The 25,086-nt window shown below is 37.0% G+C and carries 16 protein-coding genes and 2 tRNA genes; 17 read left to right on the top strand and 1 reads right to left on the bottom strand.

Features of this window, described 5'->3' with window-relative positions:
* The first annotated feature begins 431 nt into the window (after window positions 1-431).
* From sufA to sufE, 6 genes are all read left to right on the top strand, one after another.
* Window positions 432-806 (top strand): Fe-S cluster assembly scaffold SufA, encoded by a 375-nt coding sequence (sufA, locus tag ERCILAFE3058_RS02750; protein WP_157989918.1) that lies wholly within the window; start codon window positions 432-434, stop codon window positions 804-806.
* A gap of 41 nt (window positions 807-847) precedes the next feature.
* Window positions 848-2,305 carry a Fe-S cluster assembly protein SufB gene (gene sufB, locus ERCILAFE3058_RS02745; RefSeq protein ID WP_414973851.1) on the top strand — a complete coding sequence of 486 codons (1,458 nt, stop codon included), beginning with the start codon at window positions 848-850 and terminating at the stop codon, window positions 2,303-2,305.
* Window positions 2,306-2,342: 37 nt separating this feature from the next.
* Window positions 2,343-3,089 (top strand): Fe-S cluster assembly ATPase SufC, encoded by a 747-nt coding sequence (gene sufC, locus ERCILAFE3058_RS02740; protein WP_157989916.1) that lies wholly within the window; start codon window positions 2,343-2,345, stop codon window positions 3,087-3,089.
* Entirely contained in the window at window positions 3,064-4,347 is a 1,284-nt protein-coding gene (sufD, locus tag ERCILAFE3058_RS02735) for a Fe-S cluster assembly protein SufD (protein ID WP_157989915.1), read from the top strand. Before sufC ends, sufD begins: the two co-directional genes overlap by 26 nt.
* A complete protein-coding gene (gene sufS, locus ERCILAFE3058_RS02730; protein ID WP_157989914.1) occupies window positions 4,344-5,582 on the top strand; it encodes a cysteine desulfurase SufS in 1,239 nt (412 codons plus the stop codon). Before sufD ends, sufS begins: the two co-directional genes overlap by 4 nt.
* 630 nt (window positions 5,583-6,212) lie before the next feature.
* Window positions 6,213-6,635: a cysteine desulfuration protein SufE gene (gene sufE / locus ERCILAFE3058_RS02725; RefSeq protein ID WP_157989913.1), complete on the top strand. Its 423-nt coding sequence runs from the start codon at window positions 6,213-6,215 to the stop codon at window positions 6,633-6,635.
* A gap of 405 nt (window positions 6,636-7,040) precedes the next feature.
* Here the strand turns inward: sufE and glyA are convergent, their stop codons facing one another.
* Window positions 7,041-8,318 (bottom strand): serine hydroxymethyltransferase, encoded by a 1,278-nt coding sequence (glyA, locus tag ERCILAFE3058_RS02720; protein WP_232037574.1) that lies wholly within the window; start codon window positions 8,316-8,318, stop codon window positions 7,041-7,043.
* Between the two features lie 1,811 nt (window positions 8,319-10,129).
* Between glyA and mnmE the strand changes: the two genes are divergently transcribed.
* The 11 genes from mnmE (at window position 10,130) to infB (ending at window position 24,954) form a co-directional block, all read left to right on the top strand.
* Complete coding sequence (gene mnmE, locus ERCILAFE3058_RS02715; RefSeq protein WP_157989911.1) at window positions 10,130-11,494, top strand: tRNA uridine-5-carboxymethylaminomethyl(34) synthesis GTPase MnmE; 1,365 nt, start codon at window positions 10,130-10,132, stop codon at window positions 11,492-11,494.
* Window positions 11,495-12,118: 624 nt separating this feature from the next.
* Window positions 12,119-12,601 carry a transcription elongation factor GreA gene (greA, locus tag ERCILAFE3058_RS02710; protein ID WP_157989910.1) on the top strand — a complete coding sequence of 161 codons (483 nt, stop codon included), beginning with the start codon at window positions 12,119-12,121 and terminating at the stop codon, window positions 12,599-12,601.
* Window positions 12,602-13,477: 876 nt separating this feature from the next.
* Window positions 13,478-14,107 (top strand): 23S rRNA (uridine(2552)-2'-O)-methyltransferase RlmE, encoded by a 630-nt coding sequence (gene rlmE / locus ERCILAFE3058_RS02705; protein WP_157989909.1) that lies wholly within the window; start codon window positions 13,478-13,480, stop codon window positions 14,105-14,107.
* A 115-nt stretch (window positions 14,108-14,222) separates the two neighbouring features.
* The gene (gene ftsH / locus ERCILAFE3058_RS02700; protein ID WP_174232767.1) at window positions 14,223-16,121 is read left to right on the top strand and encodes an ATP-dependent zinc metalloprotease FtsH; all 1,899 of its coding nucleotides are present in this window, start codon (window positions 14,223-14,225) and stop codon (window positions 16,119-16,121) included.
* A 146-nt stretch (window positions 16,122-16,267) separates the two neighbouring features.
* The gene (gene folP, locus ERCILAFE3058_RS02695; RefSeq protein WP_157989907.1) at window positions 16,268-17,125 is read left to right on the top strand and encodes a dihydropteroate synthase; all 858 of its coding nucleotides are present in this window, start codon (window positions 16,268-16,270) and stop codon (window positions 17,123-17,125) included.
* Window positions 17,112-18,461, top strand: coding sequence for a phosphoglucosamine mutase (gene glmM / locus ERCILAFE3058_RS02690; protein ID WP_157989906.1), 1,350 nt, complete (start codon window positions 17,112-17,114; stop codon window positions 18,459-18,461). The genes folP and glmM overlap by 14 nt, the downstream gene beginning before the upstream one ends.
* 882 nt (window positions 18,462-19,343) lie before the next feature.
* Window positions 19,344-19,661, top strand: a complete 318-nt coding sequence (gene secG, locus ERCILAFE3058_RS02685) for a preprotein translocase subunit SecG (RefSeq protein WP_157989905.1) — start codon at window positions 19,344-19,346, stop codon at window positions 19,659-19,661.
* A gap of 121 nt (window positions 19,662-19,782) precedes the next feature.
* A tRNA-Leu gene (locus ERCILAFE3058_RS02680) sits at window positions 19,783-19,870 on the top strand.
* A 60-nt stretch (window positions 19,871-19,930) separates the two neighbouring features.
* Window positions 19,931-20,007 (top strand) — tRNA-Met (locus tag ERCILAFE3058_RS02675).
* Between the two features lie 687 nt (window positions 20,008-20,694).
* Complete coding sequence (gene nusA / locus ERCILAFE3058_RS02670; protein WP_157989904.1) at window positions 20,695-22,203, top strand: transcription termination factor NusA; 1,509 nt, start codon at window positions 20,695-20,697, stop codon at window positions 22,201-22,203.
* A gap of 24 nt (window positions 22,204-22,227) precedes the next feature.
* Window positions 22,228-24,954: a translation initiation factor IF-2 gene (gene infB, locus ERCILAFE3058_RS02665; RefSeq protein WP_157989903.1), complete on the top strand. Its 2,727-nt coding sequence runs from the start codon at window positions 22,228-22,230 to the stop codon at window positions 24,952-24,954.
* Window positions 24,955-25,086 lie beyond the last annotated feature (132 nt).

Here is a 25,086-nt window from a genome sequence, read left to right as displayed (position 1 = left end):
TATCGATTTTAGGCGATGGTATATATAAATAATAGTATTTTTGTAGGAAATTAGCGTGGCTATGTAAAAAGTATTCATCATGAATTCAAAGTTAATAATTAAGCTTATATTTTTATAGTTTAGATTCATGTATATTTTGGTTATAAGATTTATATATAGTGTAGAGATGTGTGAATAATATTAACATTATTAAGTAATGCATCAGACACTAACCGGTAAGTGATAATTTGTTAGATGTATCAAGTTGGTTGATTTGCACTTATATAGGCAGAAAATACAACAGGTAGTAATTATAGTAATAATTACTAGTAGTATTACAGGTCTGTACTCTAAATCGTTTATTTGATAGTTAGTCAAGCTTATTATAGGAGTATAGATTTCTTTCGTAGAAAATTTTAGCCTACAATTGCCATTGTGTGACGAGGTTTATTATGCAATTAGAAAAATCGACTATGCTAGATTCAGATAGAGCTATATGGAAAGGATTAACGTTAACTAATCGAGCAGCTAAACACATTCAACATCTCTCATCTCAAGATCCTAATATCAAAGGTTTGCAGATAGATGTGAAATCTTCTGGATGCGCGGGTTTGAGTTATAGCATGAATTTAGTCACGACAAGCTCACAAGATGATTTAATCTTCAGCCACCATGGTGCATGCTTGTTTGTTCCATTGCATGCGATGCCTTATATAGATGGTACAGAAGTAGATTATGTGCATGTAGGTTTAAATCAGATTTTTAAATTTAATAACCCCCGAGCTCAACATGCCTGTGGCTGTGGTGAGAGCTTTGGTGTTGAGTAAACGCCATGGCATATGATAATAATAAATCTGATACATGTAAAGTGACTGACAATATACATCAAAAATATACAGAGGGATTTTTTACTCACTTACATACAGAAGAGTTGGCTCAAGGTATTAATGAAGGTGTTGTACGTGCTATTGCAGCTAAACGTCACGAACCTGATTGGATGCTTAAGTTTCGTCTAGAAGCATATTTCTCTTGGGTAAAAATGGAGGAGCCGCATTGGCTAAAAGCGCATTATAAAAAGCTAGATTATCAAAATTACAGCTATTATTCCGCACCATCTTGTCAAGATTGCAACGACTTTCAGAGCCCAAAAAACGATCCATTACAACCGTCCGACGTGCATAGGAATCAATATCTTACTCAAGAAGTAGAAGGGGCTTTCAATAAACTTGGAGTTCCTGTTCGCGAGGGGCAAAAAGTAGCGGTTGACGCTATTTTTGATTCTGTATCTGTAGCGACCACTTACCGTGATCACTTAGAGCAAGAGGGTATTATATTTTGTTCGCTAAGTGAGGCCATCCAGAATTATCCTGATTTAGTACAGAGATATCTTGGTAGTGTGGTGCCAAATAATGATAATTTTTTTGCTGCACTCAACGCTGCTGTAGCTTCGGATGGGACATTTGTTTATATTTCTGAAGGCGTACATTGTCCCATGGAACTCTCGACATATTTTCGTATTAATGCAGAAAAAACAGGACAATTTGAACGAACAATCCTTATTGCTGATACAGGAAGTGTTGTTAGCTATATTGAAGGTTGCTCTGCGCCTATACGTGATGCCTATCAGTTACACGCAGCTGTTGTTGAAGTAATTGTTCACAAAAACGCTACAGTAAAATATTCTACAGTACAAAATTGGTTTGCTGGTAGAGGAACTAAAGGTGGTATTTTAAATTTTGTCACTAAACGTGCAGTGTGCAAGGGGGAAAGAAGTAAGATGTCTTGGACGCAGTTAGAAACTGGTTCAGCTATTACTTGGAAATACCCTAGTGTTATTTTACGTGGTGATCATTCTATTGGTGAATTTTTTTCAGTAGCATTAACAAATGGCTACCAGCAGGCAGACACAGGGACGAAGATGATCCATATCGGTAAACATACACATTCCACTATTATTTCCAAGGGGATTTCAGCTGCTAATAGCCAAAACACTTATCGTGGTTTAGTGAAGATTATGCCAAGAGCCATTCATGCGCGCAATTATACCCAGTGTGACTCTATGCTTATTGGTTCAGAATGTGGCGCACACACCTTTCCTTGTATTGAATCGAGAAATAATACTGCTCATTTGGAGCATGAAGCCACCACCTCACGCATTGGAGAAGATCAGTTGTTTTACTGTCTACAACGCGGAATTAGCCAAGATAACGCAATTTCAATGATTGTTAATGGTTTTTGCAAAGATGTTTTTTCTGAACTTCCTCTGGAATTTGCAGTGGAGGCACAAAAATTGCTAGCTATTAGTCTAGAACATAGTGTGGGGTAATAATGAATGAAAAAGAATAGCGAATAAGGACCGCTCTATGTTAAAAGTTCAAAATTTGCATGTCAGTGTTGATAATAAGAGGATCCTATGCGGTTTAAATCTTGATATACACCCAGGTGAGATACACGCTATTATGGGACCTAATGGTTCAGGAAAAAGTACTCTTGCTGCTACTTTGGCAGGTCGTAAGGATTACACAGTCGAGCATGGCTCCGTAATGTTTAAAGGTAAAGATTTACTTTGTTTAGCTCCGGAAGAACGTGCAGGTGAAGGTGTTTTTGTGGCTTTTCAATATCCTGTAGAAATTCCTGGTGTTAGTAATCATACGTTTCTACAAACAGCGTTGAACGCTATCCGTGGTTACCGTCAACAAGATACGCTAGATCGGTTTGCTTTTCAGGACTTAATCAAAGATAAAGCCAACCTTTTACAAATGCCGGATGACCTGCTCACTCGCTCTATTAATGTTGGGTTTTCTGGTGGCGAGAAAAAACGTAATGATATCTTACAGATGGCTATTTTGGAACCGGATTTGTGTATTTTAGATGAAACGGATTCTGGTTTAGATATTGATGCACTTAGAGTTGTATCTCGTGGTGTTAATAATTTATATAATGGCAAGCGTTCATTTATTATAATTACACATTATCAGCGTATTCTCGAATATATTCAACCCTCTTTTGTGCATGTATTACATAAAGGTTGTATTATAAAATCAGGAGGTTTTGGGTTGGTGGCGCAGTTGGAGGAATATGGGTATGGTTGGATTATTAACAAAGAATGAAAATATACTTCAGCAATGGAAAAGCATAGTACAGCATAGAAACACTAGACATGATATACAAGCAAATAGAAGCTGGATGGAGGTGTTACGCTTAGGATTACCGACTTCTCAGCAGGAAGGGTGGCGATGCACTCCATTGGACAGAATCTTAGATCATAATTTTACTCTTGCCCCTCCCAGTGAACTAAGTTCTGATATTGTTGAAGAGAGATCGTGCCGTATTGATGCAGTTCGACTGGTTTTTGTAGATGGATTATTTTCACCTGTATTAAGCGATAGTCAGCATGATCCTTTTGATATCCATATCATCTCTTCGGAATCTCCACGCATGCGATTGCAAACTCCTATACACCCTGATTTGTTTTTGCATCTTACTGAGAGTTTAGTAGGACAAATTACTTTTATTCATCTTTCTCGTGAAAAAAAAACGATACGTCCACTGTATCTTTTACATATTACTACTGGCAGCTCTTCTGATAAATTATATACTGCAGGTTACCGTCATTATTTACAACAAGATCCTGGAAGTGAACTAACAGTTATTGAGCACTATGTTACCTTGAATAACTTACCACATTTTACTGCTGCAAGATTTACCGCAAACATCAGTAATTATTCTACATTGAAACATTATTATTTAGCGTTTGAAGATTGCAAGAGCTATCACGTGTCTCATAACGATCTACATCTTGGAAATGGTGCTCGAGCAGAAAGTCATAGCTTTTTACTAGGATCAGGAGTCACCTGTCACCAGACAAGCAGTCAATTTCAAGGGGAAGAATCTCATTTAAGGGTGAATAGTCTTATGTTGCCAATGGATACCGAGATATGTGAAAACCGTACATGGTTGGAACATATAAAAGGTTTATGTCATAGTCATCAATTGCATAAAACTATCGTATGCGACAGCGCTAGAGCCATTTTTAATGGAATGATTAAAGTATATAAACATGCTAATAAAACTTACGGACAGATGAACAATAGAAATTTATTATTAGGTTCTTGCGCAGCGGTAGATACTCAACCTCAGTTGGAAATTTATAATGATGATGTAAAATGTGGGCACGGAGCAACTGTGGAGTACATTAACGAAGAACAGATGTTTTACTTACGATCACGTGGTGTGCATAAAGATATTGCACAGCGTATCATTATTAATGCATTTTTTTCTGAACTGACTGAACTTATACCGGACGTCATTTTAAAAAATACGATAATACAACGCATTCATAATCGTTTTTTAGGAGGCGTTTCATGAGTTTTGATTTAGCGCGTATTCGTGCAGAGTTTCCCTTGTTATCTAGAGAGGTTAATGGGTGTTCATTAGTCTATTTAGATAGTGCAGCTAGTGCACAAAAACCACAGGCAGTGATGGATGCTGAGAGTCAATTTTATAAAAATGGGTATGCGGCAGTACATCGTGGTATTCATACTTTAAGCTCTGAGGCTACTACTCAGATGGAGATTATTCGAGAACAGATAGCTCATTTTCTCAATGCAGCGCATTCAAAAGAGATAGTTTTTGTTAAGGGGGCAACAGAAGCAATTAATTTAGTCGCGAATAGTTGGGGGGGTGCTCACATTCATCCTGGTGATAATATCATAATTACAGAAATGGAGCATCATTCTAATATTGTACCCTGGCAAATGCTTGCTCAGAGAATGAGTGCTGAATTACGTTTTATTCCTCTTACTTTTTCGGGAACATTAGATACGAAACGATTATCATCTCTGATAGATTGCCGTACTCGACTATTGGCAATCACACATGTTTCTAATGTATTAGGTACAAAAAATCCAGTTAAAGCAATAGTAGCTCAAGCTAAATTGTCAGGAGTGGTGACGTTAATAGACGGTGCTCAAGGGATTGTACATGATAAAGTTGATGTTCAGGATCTAGGTTGTGATTTTTATGTATTTTCTGGACATAAAATTTATGGTCCATCTGGTATTGGTATCCTATATGGCCGTAAAGATATTTTAGATGTAATGCCTCCATGGGAAGGTGGCGGGGCTATGATCTCTACGGTTAGTTTAAGTCATGGTACAACTTATGCTTCTGTTCCTTGGATTTTTGAGGCTGGATCACCTAATATTACATCAATCATTGGTTTAGGCGCTGCATTAAAGTGGATCATGGATGTAGGTATGGATTCTATAATCGATCATGAAAAAAAATTAATAGGCTATGCTGTAGAGAGGTTATCATCTATACCAGATATTGTAATTTATAGTCCATTTCAACCTGTTGGGGTAGTTGCTTTTAATCTCTCTACTCATCATGCATTTGATGTTGGTAGCTTTTTAGATCAATACGGTATAGCTATTCGTACCGGTCATCATTGTGCAATGCCTCTAATGCAGTACTATGCTGTATCAGCGATGTGTCGTGCCTCTTTTGCAATATATAATAGTGAAGAAGAAGTAGATCGTCTGGTTTCCGGTTTAATGCGTATTCGTATTTTACTGAGTGGAACTCGTGGTCAAGTATAGAATAATTAGTATTATCATCGCAAGTCTTTCGGGGTTTGATATAGAGTCATTCATGTATATAGTAATTCATGTATGGATGATGAAAGCCATGAGGTATTTTTTAAAAGAATGCGCAAGGATGATATTATATATTTAATTATCTTTAAAAGCAAGGATCTCTCTTCTGGAGAATTGAATATTGACACAAATTATTTTTTCAAATTCATATATTACATGCGTATATTTTTATTATTGATGTATTTATATAAAATAGAAACCATATACAAGCAATATAATAGCTTTATCAAAAAGATAATTGTGATAAAATTATATTTTTAATATTTATCTACGAGATCTTACGATGAGTATTGTTATAATATAGTGACCAAAAAGAATACCGCACTCCTTTTCATTGAATGATTCATCTTTAGTTTTTAGAAATATGATTTCTATCTAAGTATTATTGATATGATAAATAATGATAAAAACGAGGGTATTTTTTAGCTTAAAATATTTCTGTTCGCAGGTGTATTGTACCCTAAGATATGGAATGTACTTACATGTTATCCCTATCTTATGAGAGGGATAGGTGCTATTGATTTAAAGAATGTTAAAAGATTATTGTCGACATAATGCTTCAAGTGAGGAAGAATGTCTATTCTACCGGATAGAGATACACTAGCATGTAATTTTCATCGATGCGCTAATCAAGAAGAAAAGTATCTATATATTATTGAGCTAGGTTCCAAGCTCCCATTGTTTTCTAGCGTTTTACATGAGAATAAAAATATCATTCCTGGTTGTCAGAGTCAGGTGTGGATATTAGTATCTCTGGATATGAAAGGATTAGTTGTGCTAGAGGGAGATAGTGATGCAGCATTGGTGAGGGGGTTAATAGCTGTTGTGTTTAGTTGCTACCAAAAAATGACCCCACAGAATGTTTTTGATTTTGATGCCCGCCCATGGCTTTTAGGTCTTTCTCTTGCACAGCAATTAACACCATCGCGTGCGCATGGTCTTTGGGCTATGCTACATGCTATTCGTCAAAAATCACGGTTATTAATAGAAAAATAACAACAGTAACTAATATGATGTCCAGATTATTGTACGTTTGCAGGCGTATATATGATTATGCTGTATGTATATAGCGTTAATTATTAGTAGAGATCATCCTTTATTATACAATCGCAAAGTTATTTTTAAGAATCAATAGTAATGAGTGCTACATGTTTCCTATAATTTTAGATAAATAACAGGATGGGTAATGGTGTTTTTTGAATGCAATATCATTTTTTGGTAATCTGCAAGCAGATATGAGAACAATAGACAGTATTTCATACTTTTTGTTTGTGTGTTTTCTGGTATCGTTTGTTATCTAAAATTAGGTTATGTGATATTTTCTGCTTTTTGAAAACATCAATATTTTGTATACATGTGTTATGATCATACATATTATTCTGATGTGTATGTCATGTATTTTTATGAGTGGTAGAAAATAGAGTTGCATTCATATACGGGAAATATAGAACATAGCTCTATAACTTGTTTTTTAATAGAATGCTTAATAGATTCGTTATCAGGGTTATCAAGAATATCACTTATCCATTTTGCTACTAAACATACTTCATTTTTTTGAAAACCTCGGCGTGTGACTGCAGCAGACCCAATGCGGATACCAGATGTTACAAATGCACTTTGAGGATCATCAGGTATGCTATTCTTATTGAGAGTAATATTAGCATGACCTAAGATATTTTCTGCTTGTTGTCCTGTGAGTTTTTTTTCCACTAGGTTGAGGAGGAAGAGATGATTGTGAGTACCGCCAGACACAACATTATAGCCACGCTGTAAAAAGACTTCCACCATACATTTTGAGTTTTGAAGAATATTTTTTTGATATAGTGTAAATTCCGGCTCCATGGCTTCTTTAAAGGCTACTGCTTTGCCTGCAATAACATGTAGTAATGGTCCACCTTGTCCACCAGGAAAGACAGAGGCATTAATCTTAGCATATAACTTTTCATCACCACCTGCTGCAAGAATGATTCCTCCACGAGGACCGGCGAGTGTTTTATGAGTTGTAGAGGTGACAATATGGGCATGGGGGATGGGGTTAGGATAAATTTTAGCAGCAATTAAACCGGCAACGTGTGCCATATCAATAACTAGATATGCATTGATACGATCAGCAATTTCACGCATTTTTTTCCAATTGCACAGTCCTGAATAGGAAGAAAAGCCGCCGATTATCATTTTTGGTTGATGTTTTACAGCAAGATCATCAATCTGATTATAATCTATATGACCGGCTTTATCTGTATTATATGAAATAACGTTATAAAGTTTACCCGAGAGATTTACTGAAGAGCCATGGCTTAGGTGACCACCATGCGTTAATTTCATACTTAATACAGTATCTCCATATTCTAGAAGCGCCGCATAGACGGCAAAGTTAGCCTGAGAACCAGAATGTGGCTGGACATTAGCATAGTCAGCCCCAAATAGTTTTTTAGCACGATCAATAGCTAGCTGTTCAATGATGTCTACGTATTGACAACCACCGTAATATCTTTGACCTGGATATCCTTCAGCATATTTATTCGTCAGATAAGAACCTTGTGCCTGCATCACACGAGGGCTGGTATAGTTCTCTGAAGCAATCAGTTCAATATGCTCCTCTTGACGCATTTTTTCCTGTTCCATAGCATTCCATAAGATAGGGTCATAATCTACAATATTCATATTACAATTGAACATTTCTTCTCTCTCAGAGTCACATAAGCTATCAAAGCCAAATGAAGATTTCAAATCTGTATTTGGTATAAGTTGAGTATATTTCGCAAAATATTAGGTGCATAGATCTACATACCATAGCTAGATGACATTACTATTTTATTTAGGTTATACCTGTACCTATCTTTTATATTTTTAACACATTTTAACATATGATCAACTTGAGTGGTGTTTTTGGTATTTCTATATAATGATATGGCAGTATTAGCATTTTGCTCCAAATGATGATGGTGTGTATCATATATTTAGTATGTTTGTATGGTGTATATGCCATACTCAATGCAGGGGCATAACTGATTTTTTTATTCTGCATATTCTTCCTTACTCACGGATATACTTTATATGTACAATTAAGATATATTTTTGTGCATATCTTTTTCATCGGTAAATATTGTATTTATTGTATTTCTTACTTGAAATCTTTTTGTCTAGTCTTATTTAAAGGAGTGTTATTTATTTTTTGATAATAGTATAAGGCTAAGCGCTAGTTTGTCATTTCTTACGGTAGAAGTTATGTCCTCTAAAATTCAGAGCGGCAGGATTGTTATTTTTCTGTTCATGCTATCATGGATGGTCTCTCGATATCATTTAAATAGAGCACTTCATTTTATATTCAGAAACGATAATCATTTTAATGATAGTCATTTAAGCATTCGACATTATTACTATTGTAAGATCAGCGTGAGATAATACCATAATCTTGAGGGAGTATATCTATAATATTTTGATATTTTCATAGCAATCATGTTTTATCTCTACGTACAGTAAGAAAGGTAGAGTAGTGGTATCCGGACGTTTTTCTCAAGTGCATAACACTATCCTTTATATGACGATTGAGCGCGTAATATTATCGTTTTTATATTGGGGCCTGAAGACAGTAATGCATTTATTTATTATTTTGTATACAATCATATTGTCCATGGTGTGTTGCCATTTTTCATATGATAAAGGCATATACGATATGTATCGCGGTTTGTTGCCGCACAGTCGGTTAGCTATCAGGGTATACATCATGTGATGCATTGAATCAATTATCGTGATCTGATGAGGTACATGATATCATATATTATACCCCAGAACATGTATAGAGCAAGAAAACGAGATATGTACATTACGTCAATAATGAAACAGTAGTTCACATAATGAAAATTTTGATTCCTTGCTATCAATAGAGTGGTTTTTATTCTGCCATAAGAGCATCATGTTATACATTGTATGAAGAATCATATATATCCCTTAGTTTACGTACACTGATTTAAGTGATGTGAGTAGTCTATATGCGTTTTACGTACAACAACAAAATTGCTACCGTGGTGGTAAAGATGCTCTTTATTGTATGTTACGGCAATTTTTATAGAGCTATAATAGTAGTGAGCGTCGGTTTTAGTTAATATGTAAATTTCAAAAGGACTACATAATAAGTATTATTGATATGCATCCTATGATGTAAGTTATATCGGATACGATGCACGATTAACACTATATATGCATGATGATAATCACTATGTGCATAGTGGTGTATATGTTAATGCATTTGAGTATTGTGTCTATTGTCTTGGATGCAGTACGCGGGATGTATATTTAGTATTCGGTTTTATCTATCATGAAGACAATTATGCAATCTATATTGCATGAATATTATGTCTTGCAAAGAAGAGTGATGTTATAATTAATATCTTGTTATTCCCTATCGAGTGTGTACAGGGTGATGATTCAAATAATATTGGTCATTCGTCTGTTGCAGTATACTTTAGTTAAGATCAGAGTAACACCACATGAACCATAGCGATACCATCGTAGCCCCAGCCACCCCATCAGGGCGTGGTAGTATAGGGATTTTACGTGTTTCTGGACATCAAGCTGCAGAAGTTGCAAGGCAAGTATTAGGTAAAGTACCTCAGGCGCGTTATGCCGATTATTTACTTTTTTTTGATAAGGATGGTGGTGTGATGGATCGGGGAATTGCACTATGGTTTCCTGCACCACATTCTTTTACTGGTGAAGATGTTTTAGAGTTACAGGGTCATGGTGGTCCTATTATCCTTGATCTTCTTTTAAAGCGTATTCTACTGGTGCCAGGGTTACGTATGGCTTATCCTGGTGAGTTTTCAGAGCGTGCTTTTTTAAATGAGAAATTAGATCTAACGCAAGCAGAAGCGATTGCTGATTTAATTAATGCGAGTTCAGAGGAAGCAGCACGTGCAGCAGTTTGTTCTTTACAAGGTGCTTTTTCTGCACGTGTGAAGATTTTAGTAGAAAAACTAACTCACCTTCGTGTTTATATAGAGGCTATGTTAGATTTTCCAGATGATGAGATAGATAAAACATCTCATAATCATATATCATCTCAGTTAAATCATATTATATTTACCCTCGAGGAAGTACGCAATACAGCATATCTAGGCAGTTTACTGCGAGACGGTAAAAAGGTGGTGATTGCAGGGAAATCAAATGCTGGAAAGTCTAGTTTATTCAATAGAATATGTGGACGAACATCCGCTATTGTGACTGATATTGAAGGAACAACACGGGATATCCTACACGAGTATATCTATATTGATGGGATGCCATTACATATTATTGATACAGCAGGGCTACGAAAAACACGTGATAAAATTGAAAATATAGGTATTGAGTTGGCATTCCAAGAAATGCAAAAAGCTGACCATGTGCTGTTCGTGGTGGATAGCGCCACTACAACATCGATAAACCTGTCTGAGATTTTCGTAGATTTTATCGATAAATTACAAAAGATACCGCCTTTTACAATTATACGTAATAAATCTGATATTACTCATGAGGCACCAGGGGTAATTCAAGCACCAGAGAGTGTAGTAATCTGTCTTTCAGTGCACACTGGCGAAGGTGTTGAACACTTAATGACACACCTAAGAGCTATTGTAAGGGATCATGAAGAGATCGAAGGTGTATTTTTAGCACGTCGTCGACATGTACAGGCTCTTGAGTTAGCAGCTAGATATTTGCAAGATGGCAAAAATAATATTTTATCAGAATGCACCAGCGAGCTACTAGCGGAAGATTTACGCTTAGCACAACTAGTTTTAAGCGAAATCACAGGTGAGTTTAGTTCGACTGAGTTACTAGATAGTATTTTTTCTAGTTTTTGTATTGGAAAATAGATAGTGAATTAGTTAGATAGATGTAGACTACTGATATTACTCAGTAATGTGCATTGAGGTGTCATTAGAACAGTGAACGTTATTGACGTTCATTCTATTAGCGATCATAGTAGTAATAAGGTGTCAAGATTAGTAATGCATAAATGGATATGTGATCCTTTCGTGTGTGGTTCTTATATAGTAAGGAATATCTCTTGACAATAAAATTCACATGATTATTGGTCCATGCACATCTCTTTTGTTGCATGTTTTAAATCTGAAAGCATTAAATGATTCATATCGTATACACACGCGTTTTCACGTAAAGGGCCGATATTTCAAGATTATTTTAGTGATCGATCTCATGAAAAATTATGCGATGATCGTATGATGAATTATCGGTAATTTGTACGTTAGAGGCATGTACAGTAAAAGTATAGCATGCATGACATTGTAGATTATTGTAGGGTGTCATAATGGATAGCGTGTGAATATTCATTGTATCTTAGATACTTTTTTATAGACAAGAAGGGTATTTGTACTTTAAAAATACTTGAGAAAGCATGCGGAATTTTTGTACAGTGGTATTAAGAATGTAACGTAATGAGATAGATAGAAAGAGGACCGATTCTGTGAGGTATGAAGATGCATCAGATTCCGATGACGTTAAAGGGTGCTGAAAAACTACGCAAAGAACTAGAAGAGCTTAAAACTATTAAACGACCTATGATGATCTCTGCCATTGCTAATGCACGTGAACATGGAGATTTAAAAGAAAATGCAGAATACCATGCTGCCCGTGAAGAGCAAAGTTTTTGCGAAGGTCGTATTAAGGAATTAGAATCTAAGTTATCACATGCGCAAGTAATTGATGTCACTAAAATATCTAGCAACGCTAATGGACGAGCCGTTTTTGGATCTACTGTCACTGTGCGCAGTATAGAAACGAATGAGAAATTTACATATTGTATTGTTGGGGACGATGAGGCAAATTTTAAACATAATTTGATTTCTATTAATTCTCCTATGGCTCGTGGATTAATAGGAAAAACCGCTAATGCTTTAACTGTTATACAAACGCCTGGGGGTAATGTTGAATATAAAATTATAAAAGTGGAATATATCTGATAGATGTGATTAATTTGGTTGTGTTTGATGACTGTCTGAGCAATATTAATCATATATACGAGTTTTATTCATGCATATATTGGAGGGGTTAATTTTTCAATAGAGAATAATACATACGTATAAATATGATCACTGTTCATATTGGTACACTCAGATGTATTATGATGACGCCTTTCGACACCTTATGCACGTACATTAATTTTTATTCTTGAACTCATTTATCTGCACACATACTGATATATGTTAGACAGGTGAAAATCGGAAGGGTCATGAGATAACAAAAGCATCTAAAAACATTCTGTGTGAGTAGTATAAAAGCTGCAGCTTTAACACTAACTGCATCTGTAATGCATATTGGATGCGCCATAGCTTTATAGAAATAATTTTTTGGATGCAGTGTGTATGTAAATCACTAATTTTAATGGGAGAGAGTGTACTTTTTCATTTTAAGAAGATGGAACGCGATTAGATATGTGAAATATAGGCGTGTGAGATGTGGTCTTTATTGACCAATACTCGTCCGGAATATGATGGCTTGATACTGCTAGCAGTTTAATGCTGACTTTCAGTTTCTTTAATGCACATATGACATACTCATCTTTATCATTCTTCTGAGCCTCTCTTTTATGGAACATACTTTCATGGAAGTAGACACTCAAAATAAAGAGGTGATGCGAGCGATTAGGAGTTTAGATTACTCGATTTTACATACAGGCAGAATATTATGCATGTATTATAATATGAATATTGATTATTAATGGCATAAGTGTTCATAATCAATACTGATGTGGGGTATATATAATGATATTGATCTGTAGTGTTTGTTTTATAATTAGTTAATATTTACGTTACACTGAATAATAACTGGAAAATCGTATGACTAGCAAAAAGCGTTTTTCTAGCTCTAGACGATGGCTCAAGGAACATTATGAGGATCAATATGTACGCCAAGCACGACAAAAAGGTTTTCGATCACGCTCTTGGTTTAAGCTAGATGAAATACAAAAAAGCGATAACCTACTGAAACATGGGATAACTGTTATTGATTTAGGAGCAGCGCCGGGGGGTTGGTCACAATATATGGCTATGAAAATAGGCTCTACCAGTCATATTATTGCTTGCGATAGGTTATTTATGAAGCCTATTTTTGGTGTAGATTTTTTGCAGGGTGATTTTCGTGAGGAATCGGTTATACAAAAGATACTAGAATGCATAGGGGGTCATAAAGTACAGGTTGTAATGTCTGATATGTCTCCTAATATCACAGGTAATTCTGTAGTGGACATGCGACAATCTATGCACTTGTGTGAACTTGCATTGGAGATGTGTTGCAGAGTCTTAGAACCTGGCGGGCACTTTTTAGTTAAAGTGTTTCATGGAGAGGGTTTTGAGGAATATCTACGCAAAATTCGAGTTCAATTTACGATGATAAAGATTCGTAAACCAGATTCTTCGCGCTCTCGTTCACGTGAAGTGTATATTGTAGCTACAGGTCGAAAACTATAACCAGAATAATGGGATCAGCCGTAAGTACTGCGGTGTTTCACATATGAAGGATATATCGTGGCAGTTAGTACCTTAATGCTATTCGTTAATACTGTTGTAATATGAGGTTAAGCACTTGAGTGATATGGCAAAAAACCTAATTCTCTGGTTAGTTATTGCAGTTGTACTAATGTCTATATTCCAGAGCTTTGGACCTAGTGAGTCAAGTGGCCACAGAGTTGATTATTCCACATTTTTGTCGGAAGTAAATCAGGATAAAATTCGCGAGGTGCGTATTAATGGGCGTGAAATTAATGTAATTAGAAGAAATAGTTATAGGTACACAACGTATATTCCCATAAATGACCCTAGATTATTGGATAATCTTTTAACCAAAAATGTTAGGGTGACTGGAGAACCACCAGATGAACCTAGTCTATTAGTATCAATATTGATCTCATGGTTTCCCATGCTACTACTGATTGGAGTTTGGATTTTCTTCATGCGTCAGATACAGATCGGTGGTGGTAGGGGTGCCATGTCTTTTGGAAGAAGCAAGGCCCGTATGTTAGTAGAAGATCAAATAAAAACTACATTTTCTGATATTGCTGGATGCGATGAAGCAAAAGAAGAAGTTAGTGAGTTAGTAGAGTACCTCCGTGAACCTAGCAGGTTTCAAAAACTTGGTGGTAAAATCCCAAAAGGTTTACTGATGGTTGGCCCTCCAGGTACTGGGAAAACTTTATTAGCCAAGGCAATTGCTGGTGAAGCGAAAGTGCCATTTTTTACCATTTCTGGTTCTGATTTTGTAGAAATGTTTGTCGGGGTAGGTGCTTCTCGCGTTAGGGATATGTTTGAGCAAGCTAAAAAAGCTTCGCCATGTATTATTTTTATCGATGAAATTGATGCAGTGGGTCGACAACGAGGAGCTGGATTGGGCGGGGGTCATGATGAACGCGAGCAGACACTCAACCAGATGCTTGTGGAAATGGATGGGTTTGAAGGCAAAGAAGGTATTATTGTAATCGCTGCCACAAATCGCCCTGATGTACTCGACCCTGCTTTACTACGTCCAGGTCGCTTTGATCGTCAAGTGGTAGTTGGATTGCCAGATGTACGCGGCCGTGAACAAATCCTCAAAGTTCACATGCGTTGTGTTCCATTATCACCTGATATTGATACGACGATTATTGCCAGAGGAACACCAGGGTTTTCTGGTGCGGATTTAGCTAATTTAGTAAATGAAGCAGCGCTCTTCGCTGCACGTCATAATAAAACAATAGTTTCGATGGGAGAATTTGAAAAAGCTAAAGACAAAATTATGATGGGTGCAGAGCGACGATCTATGGTGATGACTGAAAAGCAGAAGGAGGCTACTGCATATCATGAAGCCGGACACGCAATTGTTGGTCGTTTAGTGCCGGAGCATGATCCTGTTCATAAGGTGACAATTATTCCGCGTGGGCGTGCCTTAGGTGTGACTTTCTTTTTACCTGAAGGTGACGCGATTAGCTCCAGTCGACAAAAATTAGAAAGTCAAATCTCTACTTTATACGGTGGTCGTCTTGCGGAAGAAATCATCTATGGTGTTAAAAATGTTTCCACTGGTGCCTCTAATGATATTAAGGTAGCTACGTCTATTGCTCGTAATATGGTGACACAGTGGGGTTTTTCAGAAAAGCTGGGACCGCTTTTATATGTTGAGGAGGAAGGTGAGATATTCCTGGGTCGTTCTTTTTCGAAAACTACGCATATGTCTGATGAAACGTCACGTATTATTGATCAGGAAGTAAAATATTTGGTTGAGATTAATTATCAACGAGCACAGATGCTTTTGCATCAGAACATTGATATCCTGCATGCAATGAAAGAGGCATTAATAAAATACGAAACAATTGATGCCAAGCAGATTGATGATTTAATGTCACGACGTATAGTACGTCCTCCAGAAGAATGGGTGGACCGTAATGGTAGGGATAACATTCCTAATAGTGATACTACGCTCAAAGATTCACCTATGGTTGATGAAGAATAGATATTTACATGCATTGATTCAGGACCATATCCTTTTAGTATGTGGTAACTCACTATACTTTATTTATATTGACCATGAGTTCGCCTCTGTACTTGAACGGTAATGATTGTGATGTATCATGATATAGCCCAGAGAGGTGAGTGATTGTGAAATTATACGCTAGAGACTTAGTTCTTGACTTATCACGCTCTCATGTCATGGGTATTTTAAATATTACTCCAGATTCATTTTTTGATGGTGGTAAATATAACAGGCATACTCAAGCATTGAATCATGTACAGGAGATGATTCATTCCGGTGCAACAATAATTGATGTGGGGGGTGAATCCAGTCGTCCGTATGCCAAGGCAGTTAGCCTCGAACAAGAGTTAGAAAGGGTAATACCAATCATTGAGTCTATTGTGACACGCTTTAATGTGTGGGTCTCGGTGAATACATCTCAACCTAAGATTATGCAAGAAGCTGCTTGTGCGGGTGTGCATATGATTAACGATATACGTTCTTTGCAGATACCTGGTGCATTAAGTATGGCCGCCACATTAGATTTACCTATTTGTCTTACTCATATGCAAGGTGAACCTAATAATATGCAAGATTTACCTTATTATCAGGATGTCTTATGCGACGTAAAAACTTTTTTTGTTCAGCGCATCGCATATTGTAAAAGCTATGGGATAAAAAAATCACAATTATTGTTGGATCCAGGTTTTGGTTTTGGTAAAAATCTTTCTCATAATTATCAATTGCTAGCATATCTAGCAGATTTACATTATTTTAGATTGCCATTATTGGTTGGTTTATCTCGTAAAAGAATGATTGGTCAACTACTGAATTTAAAGGCCTCTCAGTGCTTATTGGGTAGCCTCTCGTGCGCTGTAATTGCTGCGATACAGGGTGCTCATATTCTACGCGTACATGATGTGAGAGAAACCGTAGAAGCACTACGCATTGTTGCGGAGGTAAAATCCGCAAGGGAGTGTAGAGAGCATCATGAGCATGTGTAAATATTTTGGTACAGATGGTATTCGTGGAAAGGTAGGTGAGTCATTTATTACTCCAGATTTTGTTTTAAAGTTAGGATTTGCTGCAGGGAGGGTGTTATCACAACATGGATCTAGGAAAATTATCATTGGTAAAGATACACGTATATCTGGTTACATGCTAGAGTCTGCATTAGCAGCCGGTCTTTCAGCAGCAGGTTTATCTGCAGCATTGACTGGACCTATGCCAACACCGGCAGTAGCATATCTCACGCGTACTTTTCGTGCTGAAGGTGGAATTGTCATTTCTGCTTCACATAACCCCTTTGATGATAATGGAATTAAGTTTTTTTCAACAGAGGGGAGTAAGTTACATAATGAGGTAGAAAAAGCGATTGAAGACACAATGGAAAAAGCATTAATTTGCGTAGACTCTGCTTCATTAGGGCGTGCTAGTCGCATTGTTGACGCTGCGGGACGATATATTGAATTTTGTAAGGGTACCTTTCCTAGTCAGCTCACTCTGAATACATTAAAAATTGTAGTTGATTGTGCTCATGGTGCGACTTATCATATTGCGCCTAATGTTCTCGAGGAATTAGGTGCTACGGTAATTCCTATTGGCGTTCAACCCAACGGTATGAATATTAATAAAAATTGTGGTACCACTGATCTGCGTCTCTTACAGGAGAGAGTGTTAGCAGAAAATGCAGATGTTGGTTTAGCCTATGATGGTGATGGCGATCGTATTATCATGGTTGATCATATGGGTCACAAAGTTGATGGAGATCAAATTTTATATCTCATTGCACGTGAACAGTGGCGTCAGAAATTACTGAGAGGTGGTGTGGTTGGCACTTTTATGACAAACAAGGGAATAGAATTAGCGTTGGCAAATTTGGGTATTCCCTTTGTACGGTCTATGGTTGGTGATCGTTATGTATTAGAGATGTTGAAAAAAAAGGGGTGGCGCATTGGAGCAGAAAATTCTGGGCATATCATTTTATTAGATAAAACTACTACAGGTGACGGGATTATCGCTGGTTTACAGGTACTTACTGCGATGCTTTTGGCGCGTAAGAGCCTGCATGATTTATGTAAAGAGATCATATTATTTCCACAGAGATTAGTGAATATTAAGTTGACTAGTACTAAGAATCCCTTAGAAGATTCTAGGGTAAAAAAAGTAATATCGGAAGCTAAAGAAGAGTTACATGGGACAGGGCGTGTGTTGTTGCGCAAATCTGGAACTGAACCACTAATACGCATTATGGTAGAGGGAGAAGATGAAAATAAGGTTAGTATCTTATCTCACTATCTAGCGAATGTAGTAAAAGAGTGTAATAATGAGAGTGCATAGGTGGTCAGTTGTATATTGTAGCTAAATTTTTGACTGTATGATGTGGTCTCATCGATTATATAGCTTAGTATTAAGAATACTATTTTGTTCGTTGGGATTTTTCTACCACCTAGGTTATCATATTATATAGCCACCCTTGATGGCTTTGATGGGAAATTTATTACATTAAAATGATAATTTACACTTAAATGTGTTTATACTTAATAAACGGAATTTTTTACACAGACTTTTTAGTAGCATACTGCTTGAATTTTTGATTAATATTTACGGAGTATTACTTTAAGGTGCAGCACGTATGGATTTTTTCTTATTTAAGACTTATGTCGATAAGTTAAGTTAGGAGTGATTAGAGAATAAAACCAAAAACCTTTTAACTAGTTAAACTCTTCAATTTATTAAAGAGTATTGGTATAGATTGGTATCTAGTATTTATTTTTGGTAAAGCTTAATAAAAGTCATGCCCATTTTTATCATTCAATGATATATATAATGTATCTGAGGCAGCAATGAATTAACGATAATATTTATGTTATTCAAAGTACAGATGAGTATATATGCATAGTGGTGTATTTTTTGACTATGTATTAAGACTTGATTTGTCTGATGAGTGTTAGGATATTATCTAATATTATAACAAAAATGTAGATGTTAAAGTAGAATAAAATTGCAGTTTTGTAACATTTGTTATAAAATTAATAGCAATATTTTATCAGACGATAAGGGCGAAGTCAAATGAGTTATAGGGTGTAACAATAAGAGATTGTTAATATATGTAATGTGATTTAAAGTAAGCGGTAAGAAAAAATAATACAAATGTATGATGTGTGTAAAGTATCGTATGTGAAATATAAACTCCATTTAGAGATATTTGATAGGGTAAGTATGTATACTGCTATTTTAATAGTGTTTTTAAGTATTGCTATAATCTTAATTAGCCTTATTTTATTACAGCAAGGAAAGGGCTCAATTATGGGGGCATCATTGAGTTCTGGGGCTTCTGGCACGTTATTTGGCTCTCACGGGGTAAATAATTTTATTACGTTTCGGATAATTCCACTATTAGCAATTTTGTTTTTTTTTCTTAGTTTAATTCTAGGTAACTTCAATAGTCATAAAAGCTTAAAAGGAAGTTCAGGGGATCACTTAATACACAGAGTGGATGTGCCAGCAGTAAGTGTTCCACATCATATACCGTCTTAGATCTGATAAGAAAAGCGATGTCTGCCTAATATTGATCTTTATACTATGAACTGCATTTAATAGAGAAATATTTGCTATTACCGTAACGCAACATAAATGTAAGAAGGTAGTATTTTTAATTGCCGTGGTGGTGGAATTGGTAGACACGCTACCTTGAGGTGGTAGTGCCCACAATGGGCTTACGGGTTCAAGTCCCGTCCTCGGTACCAAGTTAAAGTTTTACTTGCTTTTTGCTTGCTAAAATGTACAGGTAATGCGTATAATAAAAAAGCGGGATGGAGCAGTTTGGTAGCTCGTCGGGCTCATAACCCGAAGGTCGTTGGTTCAAATCCGACTCCCGCAACCACTCTCTATACATAAAAGCAGTTGTTAAAGAATAGCTTTTTGCATAAAGAACGCATACCATGTAGTTAAGGCAGAATTTTTTACGTGGCGCAAGATTGCTTTTAACGGGTTATAAGCGTTCATATGCAATAAACCTCGAAAAATTTCGGGGTTTTTTGTTATTCAAAAGAAGGATGATTGGGCTAGCAGCCCTTTTTTTATATCTTCCGATCTACAGAATGTATGTGTCTGCTTTAAAAGTATATGGAATACAGTTGATAGCTACATTCAGAAGTAGTAGTTTGATATTTTGCACTATGCTGCAGTATAACTGTACGATTGAAATTTTTTGAGTGTGATCTTTTTACATAAATGCCTTGTAGATCCTGGTTTTATTTAAAATACAAAAAAAGACATTAAGTGCATTATAGGAATGTGTAATGATCGGCACCTGCAAGATCTTTTGTTTTTGATGGATTTTAGTCTGCCATTTTGTATCTAATACTAGATACACGTTTGTGATTGTAAAGCTGATAAATTTTTTATAACAATCTCGTATTCCAAAAAACGGCAAGGGGTTTGTAAATTGCTTGCAGGCGATATGACGATTGTGTTGATGAAGAGTAACGATAAAGTATGCGCATTAAGTAACATCTAGAAAGAAAACGTGGTTTCCCACTTTTAAAAGTACAGATTGAGGCGTACTAGCATGAACAAAGAAATCTTAGCGGTTGTAGAAGCGGTTTCAAATGAGAAATCGCTTCCACGTGAGAAGATTTTCGAAGCGCTAGAGAGCGCACTGGCTACGGCCACAAAGAAAAAGCATGAACAGGAAATTGATGTACGGGTCAGCATTGATCGCAAAAGTGGTGCCTGTAAGACATTTCGTCGTTGGTTAATTGTGGAAAATGTGACTCAGCCTACCTATGAGATTACATTAGAAGCAGCACGATATGATAATGACGCTGTGTCTATAGGTCAATTCGTTGAAGATCAAGTTGCATCTGTCACTTTTGATCGTATTACGACGCAGACTGCAAAACAGGTGATAGTACAGAAAGTGCGTGAAGCCGAGCGTGCTATGATGATAGCTCAATTTCGTGAATATGAAGGGAAAATTATTACTAGCATAGTTAAGAAAGTGGCTCGGGATAATATCACACTTGAGGTGCGTTTAAATAATGATTCTAACGTGGTGGCAGAAGCAGTAGTTCTACGAGAAGATATGCTCCCTCGAGAAAATTTTCGTGTAGGTGATCGTATACGAGGGGTTTTATATGCCGTGCGCCCTGAGGCCAGGGGGGCACAGTTGTTTGTTAGTCGTTCTCGGCCTGAAATGCTTATTGAGCTGTTTCGTATTGAGGTACCAGAAATTGCTGAAGAGGTATTAGAAATTAAAGTAGCTGTTCGTGATCCTGGGTCACGAGCTAAGATTGCTGTTAAAACTAACGATAAACGTATTGATCCAGTCGGTGCCTGTGTAGGCATGCGAGGGGCACGCGTTCAAGCGGTGTCTAGTGAATTATGTGGTGAGCGTATTGACATTATACTTTGGGATGATAATCCTGCACAGTTTGTTATTAATGCTATGGCACCTGCAGATGTTTCTTCAATTATTGTCGATGAAGATAGTCATACGATGGATATTGCTGTAGAAGCTGGTAATTTAGCTCAGGCTATCGGTCGTAATGGACAAAATGTACGCCTTGCTTCTCAGCTAAGTGGATGGGGTCTCAATGTTATGAAGATTGAGGACTTGCAGGCTAAGAATAAGGCGGAATTATATGCTGCTATTCATACATTTACTAAATACCTCGATATTGATGAGGATTTTGCTACTCTTTTGGTAGAAGAGGGTTTTTCTTCTTTAGAAGAGCTAGCGTATGTTCCTATCCATGAGATATTAGCTATTAATGGTGTCAATATAGAAAGAGCAGAAAAGTTGCGCAACAAAGCTAAAATAGTATTAACTAACTTAGCGCTTTCTAAAACTGAGGATTGTAATGCCATGAAACCTTCTGAGGACTTATTAAACTTAGTCGGGTTAGATAGGGCGACAGCCTTTAAGTTAGCAGAAAAAGGAGTGTGTAATTTGGAAGATCTTGCCGAGCAGGGTGTGGACGATCTGTCAGATATTGATGGATTAACCGATGAGTTGCGGGCTGGTGAGCTAATTATGGCTGCACGCAATATATGTTGGTTCAGTTCCGACGCATAATTAACTGTAGCAGGAAGGAGCAGCATGACAACAGATGTGACTATAAAATCGTTGGCCGCAGAAATTGAGATACCAACAGAGCGCCTGGTGCAGCAATTTGCTGCTGCAGGGATACACAAGTCTGAGACAGATTTGGTAAGTCAGAATGAAAAAGAGACTTTACTAGCCTATTTAAACCATGATAATGGTAGCGGATCTAGTAAGTTCACTTTACAACGAAAGACACGTAGTACTTTAAATATTCTGAGCACCGGAGGAAAAAGTAAATCGGTGCAAATTGAAGTACGTAAAAAACGTACTTATATCAGAGGCATTCTATCTCCTTCTGCAAGTACAGACATAGTATCTGGTCCTGAAGAAGAAACAGTAATACTTCAGAAAGAAAAGAATATAGTAACAGGATTTCCTGATCGTCATGTTGAGAAAAGTGGTCAGAACAGAGCGCATCAGCATACCAAAAATATGTATATAGACACGGTTAAATCCGATTTAGAGCAGGTAGTTCATACTAAAGTGGTTAAAAAAACTAACATTAGTGCACGAGCAACTGATGAGGCTATGTTACGAGTTTCTCAGTCCGAGAAAGCTCGTCGTGCGGCGAAGTCAGCTGAATTAAAACGTAAGTCTGAAGAAGCCACATATAGAAAGATTGAAAAAGAAGCTAAGCGTGTAGCGGAAGCAGCACGTCAGATGGCGGAAGAAAAAGGCGCAGAATGGATGGAGGTCATTAAGGAGGTCGAAGACCCTAATGATTACCATGTCACTACTTCAACCCATGCACGCGCAGCAGAAGATGAAAATGATGCTCAGGTTGAAAGTGATCGCCGCAGCCGCGCTATGCGGATTACTAAAGTTCAGGTGCGCAAGAAAGGAAATAAACACGCGGAAGCTAAAACTGATCGTGAAGAAGCACGTGCACAGGTACGCGGTGGTAAGAGTGGAAAACGTAGACCAAGTTCTTTTCATCAGAGTTTTAATAAACCAGTTCAAGTGATTAATCGAGATGTAGTGATTGGTGAAACAATTACTGTTGCAGAATTAGCGAATAAAATGGCTGTCAAGGGGTCACAAGTTATTAAAGCTATAATGAAATTAGGTGCAATGGCAACTATTAATCAGATTATTGACCAGGACACTGCCCAGTTAGTGGCAGAAGATATGGGTCATAAGGTTATCTTGCGTCATGAGAATGCGTTAGAAGCAGAATTAATTAGTGATCGTGATACAGACTTACATTCAGAATCTCGCGCTCCAGTTGTCACCATCATGGGTCATGTAGATCACGGTAAAACATCACTATTAGACTATATTCGATCTACTAAGGTAGCTCGCGGTGAGATAGGCGGTATTACTCAACATATCGGTGCGTATCATGTAGAAACTGTCAATGGTATGATAACTTTTTTAGATACGCCAGGCCATGCTGCATTTACTGCGATGCGTGCTCGTGGTGCAGAAATCACCGATATTGTGATTCTAGTGGTAGCTGCAGATGATGGTGTTATGCCACAGACTATTGAAGCTATTCAACATGCTAAAGCAGCCAACGTACCGGTTTTAGTTGCAGTCAATAAATGTGATAAGTCAACATCCAATCCAGAGCGCGTGAAAAAGGAATTAACTCAACATGGAATTATTCCAGAAGAATGGGGGGGGGAAAACATATTTATTAATGTTTCTGCTAAAATTGGCAGCGGTATTGATGAACTTCTAAAAGCTATTTTATTGCAAGCAGAAGTGTTAGAGCTCACCGCAGTACGGAAGGGTATGGCAACTGGTGTAGTCATTGAATCATTTCTCGATAAAGGACGTGGCCCCGTGGCTACTGTACTAGTACGTGAAGGTATGCTCAAAAAAGGTGATATTGTTTTATGTGGTTTTGAATATGGTCGTATTCGAGCCATGCGTAATGAATTGGGTCAGGAAGTATTAACTGCAGGACCCTCTATTCCTGTTGCGATTCTTGGGATGTCTGGCATACCGATTGCCGGCGATACCGCCATAGTGGTACGTGACGAGAAAAAGGCACGTGAAGTAGCTCTATATCGCCAGGGTAAATTTCGTGAAATAAAATTAGCTCGACAACAGAAAATAAAATTAGAGAAAATGTTTGATAATATCATGGAAGGTAAGATTTCTGAGATGAATATCGTTTTAAAAGCTGATGTCCAAGGTTCGGTTGAAGCTATTTCCGAAGCATTGATTAAGCTATCTAGCCAGGAATTACAAGTCAAAATTATTGGCTCTGGTGTAGGCGGCATTACTGAAACAGATGCTACTTTAGCAGCCGCATCGAATGCTATTTTAGTTGGGTTTAATGTACGAGCTGATGCTTCAGCAAGACGTATTATTGATACAGAAAATTTAGATCTACGCTATTATTCTGTGATTTATCATCTGATTGACGAAGTAAAATCAGCTATGAATGGCATGTTGTCTCCTGAGTATAAACAGCAGATTATAGGATTAGCAGAGGTGCGTGATGTGTTTAAATCTCCTCGATTTAGTGCTATTGCTGGTTGTATGGTAACCGAGGGTACTATTAAACGTCATAACCCGATCCGTGTCTTACGTGATAATATAGTCATTTATGAAGGTGCCTTAGAATCTCTTCGTCGTTTTAAAGAAGATGTTAGTGAAGTCCGTAATGGTATAGAGTGTGGCATTGGTGTAAAAAATTATAATGATGTCCGTATAGGCGATATGATTGAAGTATTCGAGGTGCTTGAAATTCAACGTACGCTTACTTAGCATATTTGTTATGCAGTCTCTTCGTATAGATTTTATACGATAGCCTTTTCATGCGTTACCTTTCTTTTTAGCATATTGTGTAATTTACTGTGGTAGGGCATAGAAAGTTTATAAAATTACAATTTCCATAAT

The sequence above is a fragment of the Candidatus Erwinia haradaeae genome, from assembly GCF_900698955.1.
GTDB classification, from domain to species: domain Bacteria; phylum Pseudomonadota; class Gammaproteobacteria; order Enterobacterales; family Enterobacteriaceae; genus Erwinia_E; species Erwinia_E haradaeae_G.
The sequence above is the reverse complement of the archived record's forward strand: the minus strand, read 5'-3'. Positions and strand labels throughout refer to the sequence as shown.

Excerpts from the sequence above, each read along its gene's own strand:
- sufA (WP_157989918.1), top strand. The coding sequence starts at position 432 with ATGCAATTAGAAAAATCGACTATGCTAGATTCAGATAGAGCTATATGG.
- sufC (WP_157989916.1), top strand. The coding sequence starts at position 2,343 with ATGTTAAAAGTTCAAAATTTGCATGTCAGTGTTGATAATAAGAGGATC.
- sufD (WP_157989915.1), top strand. The coding sequence starts at position 3,064 with ATGGTTGGATTATTAACAAAGAATGAAAATATACTTCAGCAATGGAAA.
- sufS (WP_157989914.1), top strand. The coding sequence starts at position 4,344 with ATGAGTTTTGATTTAGCGCGTATTCGTGCAGAGTTTCCCTTGTTATCT.
- sufE (WP_157989913.1), top strand. The coding sequence starts at position 6,213 with ATGTCTATTCTACCGGATAGAGATACACTAGCATGTAATTTTCATCGA.
- glyA (WP_232037574.1), bottom strand. The coding sequence starts at position 8,318 with ATGTTCAATTGTAATATGAATATTGTAGATTATGACCCTATCTTATGG.
- mnmE (WP_157989911.1), top strand. The coding sequence starts at position 10,130 with ATGAACCATAGCGATACCATCGTAGCCCCAGCCACCCCATCAGGGCGT.
- greA (WP_157989910.1), top strand. The coding sequence starts at position 12,119 with ATGCATCAGATTCCGATGACGTTAAAGGGTGCTGAAAAACTACGCAAA.
- rlmE (WP_157989909.1), top strand. The coding sequence starts at position 13,478 with ATGACTAGCAAAAAGCGTTTTTCTAGCTCTAGACGATGGCTCAAGGAA.
- glmM (WP_157989906.1), top strand. The coding sequence starts at position 17,112 with ATGAGCATGTGTAAATATTTTGGTACAGATGGTATTCGTGGAAAGGTA.
- secG (WP_157989905.1), top strand. The coding sequence starts at position 19,344 with ATGTATACTGCTATTTTAATAGTGTTTTTAAGTATTGCTATAATCTTA.
- nusA (WP_157989904.1), top strand. The coding sequence starts at position 20,695 with ATGAACAAAGAAATCTTAGCGGTTGTAGAAGCGGTTTCAAATGAGAAA.
- infB (WP_157989903.1), top strand. The coding sequence starts at position 22,228 with ATGACAACAGATGTGACTATAAAATCGTTGGCCGCAGAAATTGAGATA.